At 72.9% G+C, this 17,716-nt stretch carries 16 protein-coding genes; 4 read left to right on the top strand and 12 right to left on the bottom strand.

What is annotated here, in order from left to right; all coding sequences use genetic code 11:
• Position 1: 1 nt before the first annotated feature.
• The 10 genes from ACH4ZA_RS14710 to ACH4ZA_RS14665 form a co-directional block, all read right to left on the bottom strand.
• A complete protein-coding gene (locus ACH4ZA_RS14710) occupies positions 2-256 on the bottom strand; it encodes an acyl carrier protein (protein WP_057580843.1) in 255 nt (84 codons plus the stop codon).
• Positions 257-299: 43 nt separating this feature from the next.
• The gene (locus tag ACH4ZA_RS14705; RefSeq protein ID WP_398429615.1) at positions 300-1,550 is read right to left on the bottom strand and encodes a ketosynthase chain-length factor; all 1,251 of its coding nucleotides are present in this window, start codon (positions 1,548-1,550) and stop codon (positions 300-302) included.
• Positions 1,547-2,815, bottom strand: coding sequence for a beta-ketoacyl-[acyl-carrier-protein] synthase family protein (locus ACH4ZA_RS14700; protein ID WP_398429614.1), 1,269 nt, complete (start codon positions 2,813-2,815; stop codon positions 1,547-1,549). Before ACH4ZA_RS14700 ends, ACH4ZA_RS14705 begins: the two co-directional genes overlap by 4 nt.
• Positions 2,812-3,255: a cupin domain-containing protein gene (locus tag ACH4ZA_RS14695; RefSeq protein WP_398429613.1), complete on the bottom strand. Its 444-nt coding sequence runs from the start codon at positions 3,253-3,255 to the stop codon at positions 2,812-2,814. The genes ACH4ZA_RS14700 and ACH4ZA_RS14695 overlap by 4 nt, the downstream gene beginning before the upstream one ends.
• A 71-nt stretch (positions 3,256-3,326) precedes the next feature.
• The gene (locus ACH4ZA_RS14690; RefSeq protein WP_398429612.1) at positions 3,327-4,484 is read right to left on the bottom strand and encodes a SchA/CurD-like domain-containing protein; all 1,158 of its coding nucleotides are present in this window, start codon (positions 4,482-4,484) and stop codon (positions 3,327-3,329) included.
• Positions 4,485-4,621: 137 nt separating this feature from the next.
• Positions 4,622-5,359, bottom strand: a complete 738-nt coding sequence (locus tag ACH4ZA_RS14685) for a class F sortase (RefSeq protein WP_398429611.1) — start codon at positions 5,357-5,359, stop codon at positions 4,622-4,624.
• 115 nt (positions 5,360-5,474) lie between these two features.
• Complete coding sequence (locus ACH4ZA_RS14680; RefSeq protein ID WP_398429609.1) at positions 5,475-5,618, bottom strand: hypothetical protein; 144 nt, start codon at positions 5,616-5,618, stop codon at positions 5,475-5,477.
• 134 nt (positions 5,619-5,752) lie between these two features.
• Positions 5,753-7,408, bottom strand: coding sequence for an FAD-dependent oxidoreductase (locus tag ACH4ZA_RS14675; protein ID WP_398429607.1), 1,656 nt, complete (start codon positions 7,406-7,408; stop codon positions 5,753-5,755).
• Between the two features lie 182 nt (positions 7,409-7,590).
• Positions 7,591-8,574: an anti-sigma factor RsbA family regulatory protein gene (locus ACH4ZA_RS14670; protein WP_398429605.1), complete on the bottom strand. Its 984-nt coding sequence runs from the start codon at positions 8,572-8,574 to the stop codon at positions 7,591-7,593.
• A complete protein-coding gene (locus ACH4ZA_RS14665; protein ID WP_398429603.1) occupies positions 8,571-8,927 on the bottom strand; it encodes an STAS domain-containing protein in 357 nt (118 codons plus the stop codon). The genes ACH4ZA_RS14670 and ACH4ZA_RS14665 overlap by 4 nt, the downstream gene beginning before the upstream one ends.
• Before the next feature lie 204 nt (positions 8,928-9,131).
• Between ACH4ZA_RS14665 and ACH4ZA_RS14660 the strand changes: the two genes are divergently transcribed.
• The 3 genes from ACH4ZA_RS14660 to ACH4ZA_RS14650 all read left to right on the top strand — a co-directional run bounded on the left by ACH4ZA_RS14660 (position 9,132) and on the right by ACH4ZA_RS14650 (position 13,458).
• Positions 9,132-9,776, top strand: coding sequence for a DUF6629 family protein (locus ACH4ZA_RS14660; protein WP_398429865.1), 645 nt, complete (start codon positions 9,132-9,134; stop codon positions 9,774-9,776).
• An 80-nt stretch (positions 9,777-9,856) separates the two neighbouring features.
• On the top strand, positions 9,857-11,428 hold the full coding sequence (locus ACH4ZA_RS14655; protein ID WP_398429601.1) for a sigma-70 family RNA polymerase sigma factor: 1,572 nt from the start codon (positions 9,857-9,859) through the stop codon (positions 11,426-11,428).
• 386 nt (positions 11,429-11,814) lie between these two features.
• Positions 11,815-13,458: a purine-cytosine permease family protein gene (locus tag ACH4ZA_RS14650; RefSeq protein ID WP_398429599.1), complete on the top strand. Its 1,644-nt coding sequence runs from the start codon at positions 11,815-11,817 to the stop codon at positions 13,456-13,458.
• 61 nt (positions 13,459-13,519) lie between these two features.
• On the opposite strand, the gene ACH4ZA_RS14645 is transcribed toward ACH4ZA_RS14650, so the two are convergent.
• The gene (locus tag ACH4ZA_RS14645) at positions 13,520-14,806 is read right to left on the bottom strand and encodes a ricin-type beta-trefoil lectin domain protein (protein WP_398429597.1); all 1,287 of its coding nucleotides are present in this window, start codon (positions 14,804-14,806) and stop codon (positions 13,520-13,522) included.
• Positions 14,807-15,092: 286 nt separating this feature from the next.
• Between ACH4ZA_RS14645 and ACH4ZA_RS14640 the strand changes: the two genes are divergently transcribed.
• Positions 15,093-15,542 carry a carboxymuconolactone decarboxylase family protein gene (locus tag ACH4ZA_RS14640; protein WP_398429595.1) on the top strand — a complete coding sequence of 150 codons (450 nt, stop codon included), beginning with the start codon at positions 15,093-15,095 and terminating at the stop codon, positions 15,540-15,542.
• Between the two features lie 345 nt (positions 15,543-15,887).
• Here the strand turns inward: ACH4ZA_RS14640 and rox are convergent, their stop codons facing one another.
• Positions 15,888-17,315, bottom strand: a complete 1,428-nt coding sequence (gene rox / locus ACH4ZA_RS14635) for a rifampin monooxygenase (RefSeq protein WP_398429594.1) — start codon at positions 17,313-17,315, stop codon at positions 15,888-15,890.
• Positions 17,316-17,716: the final 401 nt, after the last annotated feature.

The following is a 17,716-nucleotide window of genomic DNA, read 5'->3' as shown; positions in this document are numbered from 1 at the left end:
CTCACGCTCCTGTCATGAGTGCGCTGTTGACGAGGTCGAGGAACTGCCGGGGCGTCTTGGAGCGCTCGGCGTCCGGGGGCATCGGCGTGCCGTACCGGTTCTCCAGCTCGCCCACGATGCCCAGCAGCCCGAGCGAGTCCACGCCCAGGGTCGCGAAGGCGGTGTCCTGCTGCCGGAGCTCGTCCGGCGCTACGGTGACGCCGGCGGACTTCTTCATGAGTTCGGCCAGCTCTTCCACGGTGATGCGGTCGGTCATGGGGTTCCTCTCCTCTGCTGCTTCCCTGCTGCGCGACGCCCCGCTACGAGGCGTCGGCGACGCCGTGCCGCAGCACGAGCGCCGAGTTGGAGCCCATGAGCCCCCGGCTCAGGACCAGTGCCGTGCGCACCTGTGCGGTGCGGGCGCGGCCGGTCACGAGGTCGAGGTCATGGCAGATGTCGAAGACGTTGGGGGTGGGCGGGATCAGCCCGTGTTCCATGGCGAGCACGGCGGCCGCGGTGTCCATCAGCGGCGCCGCGCAGTAGCCGCGGCCGATACCGGTCTTGGGCGCGGTGACGGGCACCCTGGCGCCGTGCGGGCCGAGCGCGTCGACGATGGCCAGTGCTTCGGCGCGGTCCGCCGCCGGGACGCCGAGCGCGTCGGCGAAGACCACGTCGATCTCCTCCGGCGCGCAGTGCGCCTCCTCCAGAGCTCCCCGGATCGCCTCGGCGAGGCCCTGCCGGGACTCCTCCCAGCGGGAGGCTCCGGTGAAGGTGGCCGCGTGACCGGCGAGGAAGGCCCGCACCCGCGCGCCGCGCGCCCGGGCCGACTCCGCCGCCTCCACGACGACCATGGCTCCGCCCTCGGCCGGTACGAACCCGCAGGCCGCGGACGTGAACGGGCGGTAGGCGCGGGCCGGGTCGTCGACGGTGCTGAGTTCCTCGTAGCCGAGCTGGCAGACCATCGAGTACGGCGCGATCGGCGCCTCGGTCGCCCCGGCCACGATCACGTCGGTGCCGCGCCGCACGGCCCGCGCCGCGTGGGCGAGGGCGTCGAGACCGCCGGCCTCGTCGGCGGCGACGACCGAGCAGGGGCCCTTGAACCCCCGGCGGATGGAGATCTGGCCGGTGCTGGCGGCGTAGAACCAGGCGATGGACTGGTAGGGGCCGACGAAACGGCTGCCCTTGCTCCACAACTGCTGGAGCTCGCGCTGGCCGAACTCGCCGCCGCCGGAACCGGCCGCGGTGACCACGCCCACGGAGTACGGCGCGGCGTCGGTCTCCGGCCGGCCGAGGCCGGCGTCGTCGAGAGCGAGGTCCGCGGCGGCCATCGCGAAGTGCGTGAACCGGTCGGTCTGGACGAGGAAGCGCTCCTCGATCGCCGCCGACGGGTCGAAGTCGCGGACCTGGCCGGCCACCCGCAGCGGAAGGTGCTCACAGCCCTCACGGGTGACCCGTTCCAGGACGCTGATGCCCTCCTTCGAGGACTTCCAGAAGGTCTCGGTGCTGGCTCCGTTGGGCGCGACCACGCCGATTCCCGTGACGGCCGCGCGCCGTGGCAGGGGTTCGCTCATCGTGTCTTCTCCCTCGGCCGGTTCATGACCACCGCGGACTGGAATCCGCCGAACCCGCTGCCCACCGAGAGCACACTGGAGAGCTTGCGCTCCCGGGCCACGCGCGGGACGTAGTCCAGGTCGCACTCGGGGTCGGGCGTCTCGTAGTTCGCGGTCGGCGGTACCACCTGGTGAGCCAACGCCAGGACGCAGGCGACGAGTTCGATCGCTCCGATGGCGCCCAGCGAGTGGCCCACCATCGACTTGATGGAGCTCATGGGGGTGTCGTAGGCGTGCCGGCCCAGGACCCGCTTCACCGCGGCGGTCTCGTGGCGGTCGTTCTGCTTGGTGCCCGAGCCGTGCGCGTTGACGTAGTCGACCGCGGTGGCGTCGGTCCGCGCGTGGTCCAGGGCGTCCTCGATGGCCCGGGCCATCTCCAGGCCCTCGCTGGTCAGGCCGGTCATGTGGTAGGCGTTGCCGTAGGTGGCGTACCCGCCGAGCTCGCAGTACACGTGCGCGCCGCGGGCCCGCGCGTGCTCCAGCTCCTCCAGGACGAGCACCGCGCCGCCCTCCCCCATCACGAACCCGTCGCGGTCGGCGTCGAAGGGACGCGAGGCGTGGGCGGGGTCGTCGTTGTTGCAGGATGTCGCCTTGATGGCGTCGAAGCAGGCCATGGTGATCGGGGAGATCGGCGAGTCCGAGGCGCCGGCGATGCAGATGTCGGCCCGGCCCTCCTCCACCGTGTGGAAGGCGTACCCGACCGCGTCGAGGCCGGAGGTGCAGCCCGTGGAGACGGTCTGCACGGGCCCCCGCGCGCCGAACCGCTCGGCGACCGTCGAGGCGAGGGTGCTGGGCGTGAACGCGCGGTGCAGCTGCGGGGCTGCCTGGCGGTGGTCGACGTCCCAGCGCTGTCCGTGCCCGCTGACCAGCACGTAGTCGTTCTCCAGCCGGGTGGTCCCGCCGACCGCGGTGCCCAGGGAGACGCCCACCCGCCAGGGGTTCTCCGCCGCGAGGTCGAGGCCCGCGTCCCGGACCGCCTCGTCTCCGGCGACCATGGCGAACTGGATGTAGCGGTCGCAGCGTTCGACGTCCCCGGCGTCCAGTCCGTGCGCCGCCGGGTCGAAGTCGCACTCGGCGGCGATCCTCGACCGCAGCCCGGCCGGGTCGAAGAAGGTGATGCCCCGCGTCGCCGTGCGGCCGTCGACGAGGAGGTTCCAGAAGGCGGGGACGCCTATGCCGCCGGGGGCGACGATGCCTATGCCGGTGACCGCCACCCGTCTCGTCATGACCGGACCTGACGTCGGCCGGCGGCCTCGGCGCCGATCACCACGGCCTCGGCGTCGGTCCCCTCGGTGTCGACGTGGCCGAGCGGCGGGCTCGGGGCCAGCGGACCGAGGTGGAAGACCATCCGGGCCTCCACCTTGCCGACGTTGCGGAAGCGGTGGCGCATGCCGAGCGGGATCAGCAGGCCCTGCTCCGGCTGCAGCTCCTGGGCCTCGCCGTCGAGGTCCACCTCCAGCTGCCCGCACACGACGTACACGAACTCCTCGGAGTACGGGTGGTAGTGCTCGCCGATGCGGTCGCCGGGCTTGATGATGGCCAGGCCCATGAAACCGCTGGTCGAGCCGACGGTGGCCGGGGTCAGCATGGCGCGCAGGTCGCCGCCGCGGCGGGTGTTGGGCTCGATCTCGCTGAGATCCACGACTCTGGGACGGGATGTGATCACGACGTTCCTCCGATGGTGTACTGCGCCGAGGTGGGGGGGCGGGTCGCCGCCCCGGCCCACGTGATGACGGATCAGGCGTCGGGCGACCTGCGGTCGGTGACGAGGTCCATGCGCGCGCGCTCGAGGAACCGCGCGAGCAGGGCGTCCTTCGCGCCGGCCGGAGCCGCGTCGGCGACGCCTTCCGCGAGCGTCGTCAGCTCCGCGGCCTGCGCCGGGTCGGACAGGCCGAGGGCCTGGCCGGGGTCGGCGCCGTCGAGTCCGCCGCGCACGTCGATCAGCCGTACGACGACGTCGTCGCGCTGGAAGATCGTGCTGCGCAGCACGGGGTTGCGCAGGTCGTCGGCGGCCGCCTCGTCCTGCCGGGCGAGCAGTTCGGCCAGCTTCATGCCGCGGTCCGGCCGGGCCGGGTAGTACAGGGCGTACCGCTCGGCCTGGGGGTCCTGCCGGTCCGCCGTCACGTGGTGGACGGCGGGCAGCGCGGCGCGGGTGAAGAAGACCCGGGCGGACTCGGGGTCGTTGAGGTCCCGGTCCTGCTCCAGATAGGGGTTGATGGCCTCCTCCACGGCCCGCACCTCGGGCTGCCGGGAGACATGGCGCAGCGCGGACAGCAGGTCGCCGCGCACTTCGATGGCCCGCACCACGCGGTTGCCGTGCATGAACAGCGAGGTGCGGCACAGCCGGGTGGTGTCGTCGACCTGCGGCTCGGGCGAGGCGTAGTCGGAGAGGATCTTGGCAACGATGTCCTCGCTGCCCGGCTTGACGGTGAAGGTGAGCGCGTGCCGGATCACGCCGTCGCCGATCCGGGGCGAGGTCTGCAGCCGGCGGCCGTTCGCCTTCGCGTCCGCCGCGGGTCCGCCGGTCTCGCGGACCACGTGGAAGCGCAGCGACCTGGTGTCGCGGACGCAGCTGTGCAGCGGCTCCACCATCCGCACGTGCTCCTCGCTGTTCACCCAGGCGAGGAACGGCGGCGCGCTCTCCCACTCGCTGGTGATGAGCCACTGGGAGGGGTTCTCGATGGACTGGCACAGCTGGTCGCTCACATGCCCGGGGACGGACGCGACCTGGTTGCACAGCTGCTCGTAGGCCTCCAGGAACTGCTGCTGGGCGCCGTCGTAGACGTCGACCAGCAGGACGACCCGGAGCCGGGAGCCGTCGAACACGGACTGCGAGACACGTTGCGACGCCTGTCGCGCCCGCGAACCTGCAACACGTTCGGACGTGGTGGTCATCCTGCGCACATCTCCTTCGCGGAGGGGGGAAGGGAACGTCGGCCGCGTGATGCGACGTCAGCGTTCCTCGATCGTGTGCCCGTCCCCGTGAGCGCGCGACCGGGGATGAACTACGCGGGTGACTGGGCGGGCCGGCGTCACAGGAGATGCGCGAAGACCACCAGGTTGTCCGTGTAGTCCTTGGCCCGGCGGTCGTACTCCCCCGCGCAGGTGATGAGCCGCACCTGCGCCTGGGGGGTGTCGCCGTACACGCGTTCGTCGGGGAAGTCGGCCTTCTCGAAGGTCTCCACGCTGTCCACCCGGAAGGACGGCTTGCTGCCGTCGGCCCGCACGACCTGGAAGACGTCGCCCTCGGTCAGCGCGCTGAGCCCGGCGAAGACGGCGGGGGACGTCCTGGTGTCGACGTGCCCGGCGATGATCGCGGTGCCCGCCTCGCCGGGAGAGGCTCCTGCGGCGTGCCAGCCGACCAGGTTGACGTTGTCCGCCGGGGGCGGGTCCAGCCGGCCGCTGGGGCCGATGGCGAGGTCGGTGAAGGGCGCGTTCACCGAGATCTTCGGGATGAGGAGGCGTACCGGTCTCGACCGGCGCAGATGCCTGCCCGAGGGCTCCTCGTCACGGGCGCCCGACGAGGAGGGGGCCGGCGGGGCGGCGGCGCGGGTGGCCTGACCGGAGGCGTGCAGGGGGCGCCCGGCGCCGGTCGACGGCTCGTTGCCGCCGCACAGACCCACGGCGAGGAAGACGGCGACCGTGGCGCAGAGCATCATCACGCCGGTGCGGGAGCCGCCCTCCGAGGGGGGCGCGGAGGACGCCGAGGACGCGGAGGGTGTGGGGGAGGAAGAGGGAGGAGGGGAGGACGGTGAAGGGGGGACTGCCATCGGTGGAACACCTCATTCGGGCGCGGCAGCGGGGCGGACGGGCGCGGGGAGCGGGCCGGGCCGCCGCACGGGTGCGCGGGCGGCGGCCGCGGCTGCGCTATCGCGGCCGGCACGGTCAGGCCGCGCCGGCGGCGGTCCGGCGGCACAGGGCGCAGACCCCGGCGACGGCGAGGACGCCGAGTCCTGCCGCGGTCGCCGAGGGGTCCGCGGGGGCGGCCGGGGCCGCCGCGGTGACCGGGATCGTCCGGGCAGTGCGCATCTGATGGCCTTTCCGTCACGGCCGGGCGACCGACACCTCGTCAGCTCGTACGATCCGACCGGGACGTGATCCACCGTCAGCCGACGGACGCCGCGGCACCACTCGGGGCGTTCACTCGGGTGAAGGGCGCCGGATCAGCCCAGTCCGAGGCCGGTCTGCAGGACGTGGCGCAGCGTGGACTCCGCGTCCGGGTCCGGGCCCGGCGACCGCCAGGCGACGAATCCGTCGGGCCGTACGAGCACCGCGCCCCCGCGGGGCGTGCCGTGGCGCTCCGCCCAGTCGGCGTCGCCCTCCGGCGTCAGGTCGGCGTCGGGGCCTTCGCCCACCCGGTACGACCTCAGCGGCACCGACAGCTCCCGGGCGAGGCGCCCGGCGGCCTCGTGCCAGCCGCTCGGCCGGGCGGCGTCGCTGAGCAGGACCAGGGACCGCTCGTAGAGGTCGAGGGTGGAGATCCGTTCGTCCCCGCGCCGCACCCACAGGTGGGGGGCCCGGCTGCCGGGTGCGCCGCTCAGGTCGAGACCCTCCGGGACGACCGGGACCGTCTCGTCGGCGCCGACGACCGCACCCTGCGGGTAGCGGTAGCCGAGAGCCACGTTCAGGATGCCGCGCTGCGGGCCTCCCGCGGAGCCGGGCGGCGGGGCGAAGCCGGGGTGGCTGTGCTCGGCCGACCGGGCGGCGGCCCGGGCGCTGGTGGCCTCCGCGACGGGACGGCGCTCGGCGTCGTAGGTGTCGAGCAGTTCCTCCCCCGCCCAGCCGTCGAGCACGGCGGCCAGCTTCCATGCGAGGTTGTGCGCGTCCTGGATGCCGGTGTTGGAGCCGAACGCCCCGGTCGGCGACATCTCGTGCGCCGAGTCGCCGGCCAGGAACACCCGGCCCGACCGGTAGCTGCGGGCGACGCGCTGGGCGGCGTGCCAGGGCGCCTTGCCGGTGATCTCCACGTCGAGGTCGGCGACCCCGACCGCGCGGCGGATGTGCTCGACGCACCGCTCGTCGGTGAACTCCTCGAGCGTCTCGCCGTGTTCGGGGTGCCAGGGAGCGTGGAAGACCCAGTTCTCGCGGTTGTCCACCGGCAGCAGGGCGCCGTCGGCGTCCGGGCTGGTCAGGTAGCAGACGATGAAACGGCGGTCGCCCACGACGTCGGCGAGGCCGCGGGAGCGGAAGGTGAGGCTGACGTTGTGGAACAGGTCGCCGGGGCCGCTCTGCCCGATGCCGAGCTGCTCCCGGACGGGGCTGCGGGGGCCGTCGGCGGCGACGAGGTAGTCCGCGCGGATGGCCAGGTGCTCACCGGTCTCACGGCTCTTGGCCACCGCGGCGACGCCGTGGGCGTCGGCCTCGAACGACATGAGTTCGGTGGAGAAACGCAGGTCGCCGCCGAGTCGCCGGGCGTGGTCGAGCAGCACCGGCTCCAGGTCGTTCTGACTGCACAGGCACCAGGAGCTGGGGCTGAAGCGGGCCAGGCCGCCGCCCGGGTCGATGTCCCGGAACAGCCATTCGCCGGCGTCGCCGACGAGGGTGGGCGCCTGCAGGATGCCGTGGTTGTCGGCCAGTGTTGCGGCCGCGTCCTGGATTCCCCGCTCCACGCCCGCCACCCGGAACAGCTCCATCGTGCGGACGTTGTTGCCGCGGCCGCGCGGATGGATGGAGGTGCCGGCGTGCCGCTCCACCAACAGGTGCGGTACCCCCAGCCGTCCGAGGAACAGCGAGGTCGCCAGACCCACCAGGGAGCCGCCGACGATGAGGACCGGGACCCTGAGGGTGGGGGGGCCGGCCTTTCCGGCTCGTTCGTTCATCACTCTCGCCTCCAGCGCGTCGTGTCCGCCGACCCGGCCGGATACGGCGGAGACCACATGCATGCCCCGTGGAGCTGACGGCGCTTCAGGCTTCACCCGGCTGCGTCGCGGCCGCGGGAGGGACCGCCGTGGTCGTCAGGGACGGTCCGGGAGGCGTGGGGGGCGGCGGAGCGGACGCGCCGTCAGCGGCCGACGCCGTCGAGGCGACCGACGAGGCCGGCGCCGGCGAGAGGGGCGACGCGGTCGAGATAGAAGCGGACGGTCGTCCCGTCGTCGGCGGTGTGCACCCGCACCAGGTCGGCCACGTAGTGCACGAGCATCAGGCCCCGGCCGCCGATCTGGCCGTGCGCGGGCGGCCTGCGGCCGGCGAGCGGGTCGATCATCCGGCCCGCGTCCCGGACCTCGCACACGACCTGCCCCCCGTCCTCCCAGAGAGCGAGCGTTCCGTGGCCGCCGCCGTGAACCACGCTGTTGGTCGTCAGCTCCGCCACCGCCAGCTCCGCGTCGGTGAGCCGCTGCCCCGTCAGGCCCAGCCGCTCGGCGCGCTCCACCGCGAAGGCTCGGGCCGCGGGCAGTTCCCGCGCGCCGAAGGAGAACTCCGCGGCGTCCGGCGCGGGCGGCAGCGGCGCGTTGTAGCGGGCGACGACGGAGCGCCAGTCGTAGGCGTCGCTCGCCGACTCCGTGTCGCCGAAGCGCACGGTCGGGTGGGTGATCCGCGCGTCGGTGAGCGCCTGTTCGTCCAGACCGGTCTCGTCGTAGGGGCACAGGACGGTCACCGCGCGGCCCTCGAAGGCCGCGTTGATCAGCGCCTCGTGCTGGGCGCACGCGGGGTACTCCAGGGCGCTGCGGCCCGGCCAGACCGGCTCGCCGATGATCCGCACCCGGCTTTGCCGGTGGGCGTCGGCGAAGCCGCGGAGCACCTTGGGGATGATGCGGCCCGGGTTGCGGCCCGCCTCGGCCATGTCCAGCAGGAGGACGGCCCGCGCGTCCGCACCGAGGGCCCGTCCGATCAGCTCCAGATGAGGGCCGGGCACGGCCACCGCGACCGGCTCGCCGGCGTCCAGACCCTGCTGGACGAACGACACCGTCCGCTCCACGTACTCCTGCTCCGAGCGGTAGAACAGCGCAGGGTGCTCGAACCTCCCCTCGACCGCGGGCGTGCTCATCGCGGCGACACCTCGATCCGGTGCAGGTCCGGCCAGAACAGGCTCAGCACCCTCGGCACCTGCGGCGGCGGATGCTCGACGACCACCCGGCCGTCGGGCAGGCCCAGCACCGTGACGGCGAGCGCCGCGACTCCGGCGACGTCCACGAATCCGACCTCAGACAGCTCCACGTAGGACACCCCGGCGTGTCGCCGGGCCAGGCCCGCCAGGGCCTCTTCCCACGGCGAGCGGGTGACCGGGCTGATCTCGCCCCGGGCCCGGATGCCGGGCCGGCCGGGCAGCGGGATCACCTCCAGCACAGCGGTCCCGCCGTGCGGCAGCCGGAACCCACCCACTCTCTGCGGGGCGTTCACCACCCTCGGTCTCCTTCGCTGTGCGCCCGGGTGTCCCGCGAGCGCGGGACGCCGACGCCGCCCTCTCCCGGGCGGCCCTCAGGACTGCCCTTACCCGTCCTGGCCGGCCTGACGCCGCTCCTGCGGGTGCATTGCCGGAACGCGACGTAGCGTGGCATGCACGGAGCAACGGAGGCGGACGACGGCCGAACCCCGGGGGACGCGATGTGCTGGAGTGCGACGGCCGATCTGGCGGCGGGGGCCGGACTGACGGCCCTCGCCGGCGTGGCCGTGGCGCGGGTCCGCCGCCGCCGGGACCTTCCGCTGGCCGCGCTGCCGCTGCTCCTCGGGGCGCACCAGATCGTGGAGGCCTTCGTCTGGGACGCGGGCGGGGGCAGCGGAGCCGCCACCGTCGTGTGGACCGTGATCGCGCTGCCGCTGCTGGCGGTGTGGGTGCCCGCGGGGGTGTGGTGCGCGGCCCGGCCGTCCGCCCGGCGCGGCGTCTCGTGCACGCTGGCCGTCGGCGTCGCGACCGCCGTGCCGCTCGCGTACGGCATCGCCGCCGGTCCGGTGACCGCCGAGATCCGCGGGCACCGGATCGGCTACCTCGTCGACCTGCCGTACCCGCCCGTCCTGGTCGCGGGCTATCTGGTGGCCACGGTCGGCGCGCTGCTCCTGTCGGGCGACCGTCGGCTGCGGGCCCTCGGGGCGGTGGCCGCCGTGGGGGCGGCGGGGTGCTTCGCGCTGTGGCGGCTGGAGTTCGTATCCACCTGGTGCGCCTTCGCCGCGGTCTGCTCGGTGATGCTGCTCGGCTGGGCCCGTGCGCCACGTCGTGAGGTGAGTCACATCTCTCCTCGATCGCAACTTTAGTTGAAAGTTCCGGCATCTAAGGTCACACAGCGTTCCGCAGAGCCTTCCGCCACCTCGCCCGGCAACTGGAGCCGTCCTCCATGACCGACAGGTCTTCCACGGCGCCCGCGCCGCCCTCCGCCGCAACCGGCGCCGCCACCGACGCCGCCGCTGCCGCCACCGCGGAGTACGCCCGGATCTACGCGGAGCAGCAACCGCGGCTCGTCGCGTACGCCCGCTCGCTCACGAGGAACGCCTGGACCGCCGAGGACCTCGTCGCCGAGGCCCACTTCCGCGTGTGGCGCCGTCTGGCCGCGGGGCACGGGATCGACAACGTGCCGGCCTATCTGAGGACGACGGTGCGGCATCTCGCGATCGCGTCCGGGAGCGCGGCGCGGGAGGCGCCGAGCGACCCGCAGGCGCAGGCCCGGGAGCGGGCCGAGACGGGCACGCACGGGGAGGATCCGGCCGACCGGGTGGCCGGCGTCGACCTGGTGGTCCGGGTGCTGGGCCAGTTGCCGGAGCGCTGGGTGAAGGCGCTGTGGCTGGCCGAGGCGGAGGGGCAGCCGCTGGCGGCGATCGGGCCGCAGCTCGGCACCAAGGACGGCGCGACGGCCGTCCTGCTGCACCGGGCGCGCGAGGGCATGCGCCAGGCCTTCCTGCGGGCGCAGACCGGTGCTCCGGACGACCCCGCGTGCCAGGTCCACTGGGCCCGGATGCCGGCGTACGTCCGTGGCGCCGCGACCGCGCGCCAGAGCGAGCGGCTGCTCGGACACGTGGACACGTGCGACGCGTGCCGCGGGTCGCTCGCCGCGCTGATGAGCGCCAACGACCGGCTGCCCGCTGTCGTCGGCCCCGCCCTGCTCGTCCTCGCCCTGGGCGGCGCCGCCAAGTTCCTGCCGGTCTTCACCGCGGCGTCGGCGGGCGCCACGGGCGCGGTCGGGGCCCACGGTGCGGGCCTGCTGCACGGAATGCGTCATGCCGTGTCCGCCGGGGCCCGGACGCCCGCGGCGACGGCGGGCGCGCTCGCGGTGGGCGCCGCCGTGGTGTGCCTCGTCCTCGGCTGGACGGACTCCGCGCCGGCGCCGCACCCGCCGGCCGCCGCGACGCCGGCGGCCGAGGCTCCGGTCGGCCGGGGCCCGGCCGACGAAGGCCCGGGGACCGGGCGGCCGGTGCCGTCGCCGACGCCGTCACCGAGTGCGGCGCGGGCCGAAGTCCCCCGCACGTCGGCGCGGGACACCGAAGGCGAGGGAGCCGGTACGCGGACCGCCGCCGCACCACGGGGCGGTGACGGCGCGGCAGGACGGGCCGCGCGACAGCCCGCGTCCGCCGTCGAGGGAACGACGCCGCCCACGCCCGCTCCGGCGCACGAGCCCTCGCCGCAAGCCCCGCAGAAGACACCGCCGCCGGACGAGGGTACCGTCGGCACGCCGCAACCCACCCCGCCCGTCGACGATCCCGGCCCCGAGCCCCCGCCGACGACGGATCCCGGACCCGACGACCCCGAGCCCGGCGGCGACGGCGGACACAAGGGGCCCGGTGGGCACGGGAAGGGATCAGGGGGCCACGGTGGGCACGGGAAGGGGCAGGGCGGCCACGGCGGGCACGGGAAGGGGCCGGGGAGCGGCGGCTGCCCGGCCGACCCCCCGCCCCCGCCGAACCCCGCCCCGTGAAATCCTGACCCCTTGACCCCCCGAACGGCCGAACACCCGGGCGGGGAACAGGAGTCACGCGAGAACCGCATCCCCTCCGTTGTCCTCCTGGGTTCGGTTGCTCCCCACGCATTCCGTACGTTCCCAGGGGCGTGATCCCTGCCCCGCCGCCCCGTTCGGGACGGCGGCGGGCCGAATTCGTGCCGCTCAACGGCCCCCGGCAGCCGTGCCCTCGGACGGGCCCCGCGTCCACGGGCGGCGCGTGCGGAAACCTGCCGTTCACGGCCTGAGGGACCGCGGGAAACACACGGTTCCTAGCATCCGGACGAACACGCCAGGACACCGTCCCGCTCGTCCACCGCCTCCGCAGTCCGGGGATTCCCGCCCCGGCTCTCGAAGGGCTGATCATGACGACCACCGAGTCATCCCCCACCGCGACCCGGCCGACGTCCCCCACCAGTCAGGCGACGAAGGAGACCCTGGAGGACTACACCCTCCGTTTCGCGCCCCGCAGTTACCGCCGCTGGACCCCGATGGTCGTCGCGACGACCGCCCTCGGCGGCATCGCCTACATGGCCGACTTCTCCATCGGCGCCGGCATCGGACTCGCCCACGGCACCGGCAACGCGCTCCTGGCGATCGCCGTCGCCGCCGTCGTCATCTTCGTGACCGGCTTCCCGCTCGCCTACTACGGCGCCCGCTACAACATCGACCTGGACCTGATCACCCGCGGTTCCGGCTTCGGTTACTACGGCTCGGTGCTGACCGGCGTCATCTTCGCGAGCTTCACCTTCATCTTCTTCGCCCTCGAGGGCTCGATCATGGCCCAGGGCCTGAAGCTGGGGCTCGGGCTCCCCCTGTGGCTGGGCTACCTGGTCTCCACGCTGATGGTGATCCCCCTGGTGATCTACGGCATGAAGGCGCTCAGCAAGCTCCAGGTGTGGACGACGCCGGTCTGGCTGCTGCTGATGGTCGGACCGCTGGTCTATCTGGTCGCCACCGACCCGGGCACGGTCGACCGCTTCCTCGCCTACGCCGGCGCCGACGGCGAGGGCGGGGTCGACACCGCGTCCGTGCTGCTGGGCGCGGGCGTATGCCTCTCGCTCATCGCGCAGATCGGCGAGCAGATCGACTACCTGCGGTTCATGCCGCCCAAGACCGAAGCGAACAAGCGCAGTTGGTGGACCGCCGTCATCATGGCCGGACCCGGCTGGGTGATCCTCGGCGCGCTGAAGCAGGCCATCGGCGTGTTCCTCGCCGTGTACATCCTGGCCGAGGTGGGCGCGGACGCCGCTCCCGAGCCGATCCAGCAGTTCAAGGGCGCGTTCGACGCGATGATGCCGTCCTGGATGGTCGTCCCGCTCGCCGTGATCAGCCAGATCAAGATCAATGTCACGAACGCCTACTCCGGCTCGCTGGCCTGGACCAACTCCTTCACCCGCGTCACCCGGCACTACCCCGGCCGCATGGTCTTCGTTCTGGTCAACCTCGGCTTCGCGCTGGTCCTGATGGAAGCCGACATGTTCAGCTTCCTCAACGACATCCTCGGCTTCTACTCGAACTGCGCCATCGCCTGGGTGGTCACCGTCGCCACCGACATCGGCGTCAACAAGTACCTGCTGAAACTGTCGCCGCTGCAGCCGGAGTTCCGCCGCGGCATGCTGCACGCCGTGAACCCGGTGGGCGTCGTCGCCTTCGTCGCCGCGTCCGGTCTCTCCATCGCGATGTACTTCCACGCCCTCGGCGACACGCTTCAGCCGTACTCGCCCGTCGCCGCGGCCGTCATCGCGTTCCTCCTCACTCCGTTCATGGCCGCCGTCACCAAGGGCCGGTACTACCTGCGACGCACGGACGACGGCATCGACGAGGCCCTGCTCGACGCGGACGGCAACCCTGCGGCGACGACGTACGACTGCCATGTCTGCCACCAGCCCTACGAGCGCCCCGACGTGGCCGCCTGCCCGACCCACGACGCGGTCGTCTGCTCCCTGTGCCTGAGCACGGACAGGACCGGCGACCACGTCCTGCCCGGGCAGGCTCCGGTGATCTGAGCCTCGCCCGGCAGTGACGAGGGGCCGCCCCGGCCCGTGATCGCGGGACGGCCCCTCGTGGTCAGCGGGTCGCCGTCCACTTCTGCTGAGCGGCGCCGGTGCAGGTCCAGATCTGGAGCCGGGTGCCGTTGGCGGAACCGCCGCCCGCGGCGTCCAGGCACTTGTTCGCCTGCGGGTTGACGATGTCCCCGGCGGCGGGGAGGGCCCACTGCTGGGCGGCGGTGCCGTTGCAGTCCCAGAGCTGCACGGCGGTGCCGTCCGCCGTGCCGCCCGAGGCGACGTCCAGGCACTTGCCGAGCGCGCGGATCGTGCCGTCGGTTCCCACGGTCCACTGCTGGGCGGCGGTGCCGTTGCAGTCGTACAGCTGCACGGCCGTGCCGTTGGCGGAAGCGGCCCCGGCCACGTCCACGCACTTGCCGCCGATCCCGGTGATCCGGCCGGCGGCCGGCTGGGCGGCGCCGGTGCTCACGCGGACGTGGTCGACCAGGAGCTGCCGGGGGAACGCCGTGCCGCCGTCGGGGTCGCCGGGCCAGTAGCCGCCGACCGCGAGGTTGAGGATCAGGAAGAAGGGCTTGTCGAAGACCCATCGCCGTCCGCCCAGGTCGGCGGGGGTGCGCCGCTGGTAGACGGCGCCGTCGACGGACCAGGTGATCGCGTTCGGGCTCCAGTCCACGGCGAAGGTGTGGAAGGCGTCGGCGAACGCCTGTCCCCCGGGCAGGCTGTACCCGGCGCCGATGCCGCCCGAGCCCGAGTAGCCCGGGCCGTGCAGCGTGCCGTGCACCGTGGCCGGCTCGAAGCCCACGTTCTCCATGACGTCGATCTCGCCCGAGTCGGGCCAGCCGACCCGGCCGATGTCGTCGCCGAGCATCCAGAACGCGGGCCACATGCCCTGGCCGCGCGGGATCTTCATCCGCGCCTCGACGTGACCGTACGTCGTGGTGAACCGGCCGGCCGTGTTCAGCCGGGCGGAGGTGTACTCGCACCGTCCGTACCAGCAGGGGTAGTTGCCCGGGTTCTCCCGCCGCGCGGTGATCACCAGGTGGCCCTGTCCGTCGAGGGCGGCATTGCGGTTGCCCGGGGTGTAGTACTGCCGCTCGTGGTTGTTGACGTTGTCACCGGTCTCGATCTGCCACTTCGTCCCGTCCACGGCCGCGCCCGCCGGCCCGTCGAACTCGTCGGAGAACGTGACGGCCACCGCCGCCCGGGCCGCGGGGGACCCGGCGAAGCGTGCCGCGGGGTCCGCGGCGGACGGTGACGCGCCCTGCGCCGGCAGCGCGGACAGTGAGGCGAAGGCCATGAGTGAGGCGAGACAGACCAGCAGGCGCCGGGTCGGGCGCGGAGGGTTCATGACTCCCCCTTCAGGGGCACGAGGGGTTGATTAAGGCATGTTCATGACAGGTTCGGGGCAGATCACATGTGGTTCGCGAGCGGTCCGCGACCGACCGGCGAGCCGCCGGAGGCCGGGCCGGCCGGGTGGATGCGGGGTGGGTGAACGAGCTTTGGCAGATGCTTAGTTCATTACGTGATTTAAGAAGTGAGCAATGCCGGTGTCAAGGGTTTGGTATATACCGGTCGGCGGCGATGTCCGGGGGCGGCGGCACACGGCGGCCGCGGTGCGGCGAAGATGGTCGACCATGACGGCACGCATCTTCATCGACAAGCAGAGCCCCAAGGCCTACCACGCGCTGGTCCAGACGTCCGAGGCGGTGCGGGCGACAGCGGCCGAGGCCGGTCTGGAACGGATTGTCGTGGAGCTGGTCAACCTCCGCGTCTCCCAGCTCAACGGGTGCGCGTCCTGCCTCGACGTGCACACCCGGGCGGCGCTGCGCGCGGGCGAGGACACCCGGCGGCTGGGCGTCCTCGCCGCCTGGCGGGACACGGCCCTCTTCACGCCCCTGGAACGGGCGGCCCTGGCGCTGGCGGAGGCGACCACTCTGCCGGCCGACGCCGCCGCACAGGAGGCCGCGTACGCCGACGCCCGCGCGGTGCTCACCGACGACCAGATCTCGGCGGTGATCTGGGTGGCCGTCACCATCAACGCCTTCAACCGCGTGTCCGTCCTCAGCAAGCACCCCGTGCGCTGAGGCGACCGGAGCGGGAGGCCAGGCGAACCTCCAGGAGGGCCGCCCCTCCCTCGCCCGGAAGATCTTCCATGGCCGGTCCGGGCAGCTCTACCAGCACTACCAGTACGGCATGGAGGACCAGATCGGCGCCCTGGGCGGTCCTCCATGCAGTGCGGCCTCTGCGCGACCCGGATGCCGCCGAGGGCGAGTGACCGGCGTCTCAGCCGCCTCCCACTCCATCTCCGCGTCAGTGCTGGTCAGTGGCCTGGAGCGGGTACAGCGTCTCCTCACGAGTGACAGCTTTGCTTTGCGCACCCGCTCCGTCCGGCGGCAGGCCCGGTGGGCTTTCGTGCCCCGAATGCGCGCTCAGCCGACCGCAGCGCCGAACCACTGGGGAAGCCGGTCGAGCAGATCCTGCTGATCGTCACCGACCCACGCCACGTGGCCGTCCGGCCGCAGCAGCACCGCGGGCGCGTCCAGTTCCTCGCTGATGTCGGCGACGTGGTCGACTCGATCTGCCCAGCCTGCCACCGAGAGGCGGCCGGTCTGGTCGAGCAGCAGCCCGCGGCCGCCGTGCATCAGCTCGTACAGGCGACCCCGCTTCAGCGCCACGTCCCGCAGCCGTCGGCCGAGCAGTTCATGCCCCTCGCCGAAGTCGTAGCGGACCCCGATCGCCGTGATCTTCTCCATCAGGTACCGGTTCACCTCCTCGAAGTCCATCAGTTCCGACACCAGCCGGCGCACTGCTCGGGGACCCGGCTCGACGGACATCAGTTCCATCTGCGCGCGGGTGTTGTCCAGCACATCGGCGGCCACCGGGTGCCGTTCGGTGTGGTAGCTGTCCAGCAGTCCCTCCGGCGCCCAGCCGTTGACTTCGGCGGCCAGCTTCCAGCCGAGGTTGAACGCGTCCTGGATGCCGAGGTTGAGCCCCTGCCCGCCGGTCGGCGGGTGGATGTGCGCCGCGTCGCCGGCCAGCAGCACCCGGCCGGTCCGGTAGCGCTCGGCCAGCCGGGTGGCGTCGCCGAAGCGGGAGAGCCAGCGCGGTGAGTGCACGCCGAAGTCGGTGCCGGCGAGCTTTTGCACCTGCCGCTTCAGTTCGTCCAGGGTCGGCGGGACCGTGCGGTCCTCGGCCACCCCTTCGGCGGGTGCGACGAGGCGGTACACCCCGTCCCCGAGGGGCATGGCGCCGAACCGCTTGTGGGTCTTGCGGACTTCGGCCATCACGGCGTTCAGCGTGTCCGGCGGCACGGTCACCTCCACCTCGCCCAGCAGCGTCTCGACCCTGGAGGGCTCGCCGGGGAAGCCGACGCCGAGCAGCTTGCGCACTGTGCTGCGGCCGCCGTCACAACCGACGAGGTAGCGCGAGCGCAGCCGCGTGCCGTCGGCTAGTTCGGCGGTCACCCCGTGTTCGTCCTGGCTGAGCCCGACGAGTTCGCAGCCGCGCCGGATCTCGACGCCGAGTTCGATGGCGTGCTCGGCAAGCAGGCGATCGGTGGTGGTCTGCGGAATGCCGAGGGTGTACGGATGTGCGGTGTCCATCCGGTCCGGCGCCGGCTTGCCGATGGCGGCGAAGAATCCACCGACCGGGTGCTGCCTGCCGAGCGCGAGGAACCGCTCCAGCAGACCGCGCTGGTCCATCACCTCGACGCTGCGCGCGTGCAGGCCGAGTGAGCGGACGATCCTGGTCGGCTCCGTGTCCTTCTCCAGCACGAGCGCGTGCACGCCGTGCAGCCGCAACTCGCCGGCCAGCATCAGGCCGGTCGGTCCGCCGCCGGCAACGATCACATCAATCATGAACCCCCCACTCAACAAGGTTGCATTTCGGCCAGCTGCTCTACGCAGTCCGGCGGCACGCACACCCGGACCTCCGCGCCGCGTGCCCGCAACCGCACCGCGAGTCCCACCCGCGGTTTCCCATCCCGCAGAAGCCACAGTCGACAAAGGCGCACGTACTTCGCGAGTCCCTGATTTCCTCAAGTCCTGGCCTCGGCCGACGATTCTGCGCCACAACCCGGGCCTTGCCGCAAGGCCCCCCGTGCGCTATACGTTGAGAGTGGCAAGGAGTGGGTAACCTCCTTGCCTTTGCTTTTTGCCGTCCGTTGTGAACGGACAGAGCCTTTCCGCATCGGGGCCCGCGATGCGCGGTCGGCAGCCGAGGCGTGGTCGCCGAAGGCGGCGATCCTCGCCCGGACCGC

Origin of the sequence: Streptomyces sp. NPDC020597, from assembly GCF_044335095.1 — a bacterium.
GTDB lineage: Bacteria > Actinomycetota > Actinomycetes > Streptomycetales > Streptomycetaceae > Streptomyces.
This window is presented reverse-complemented; position numbering and strand designations above follow the sequence as displayed.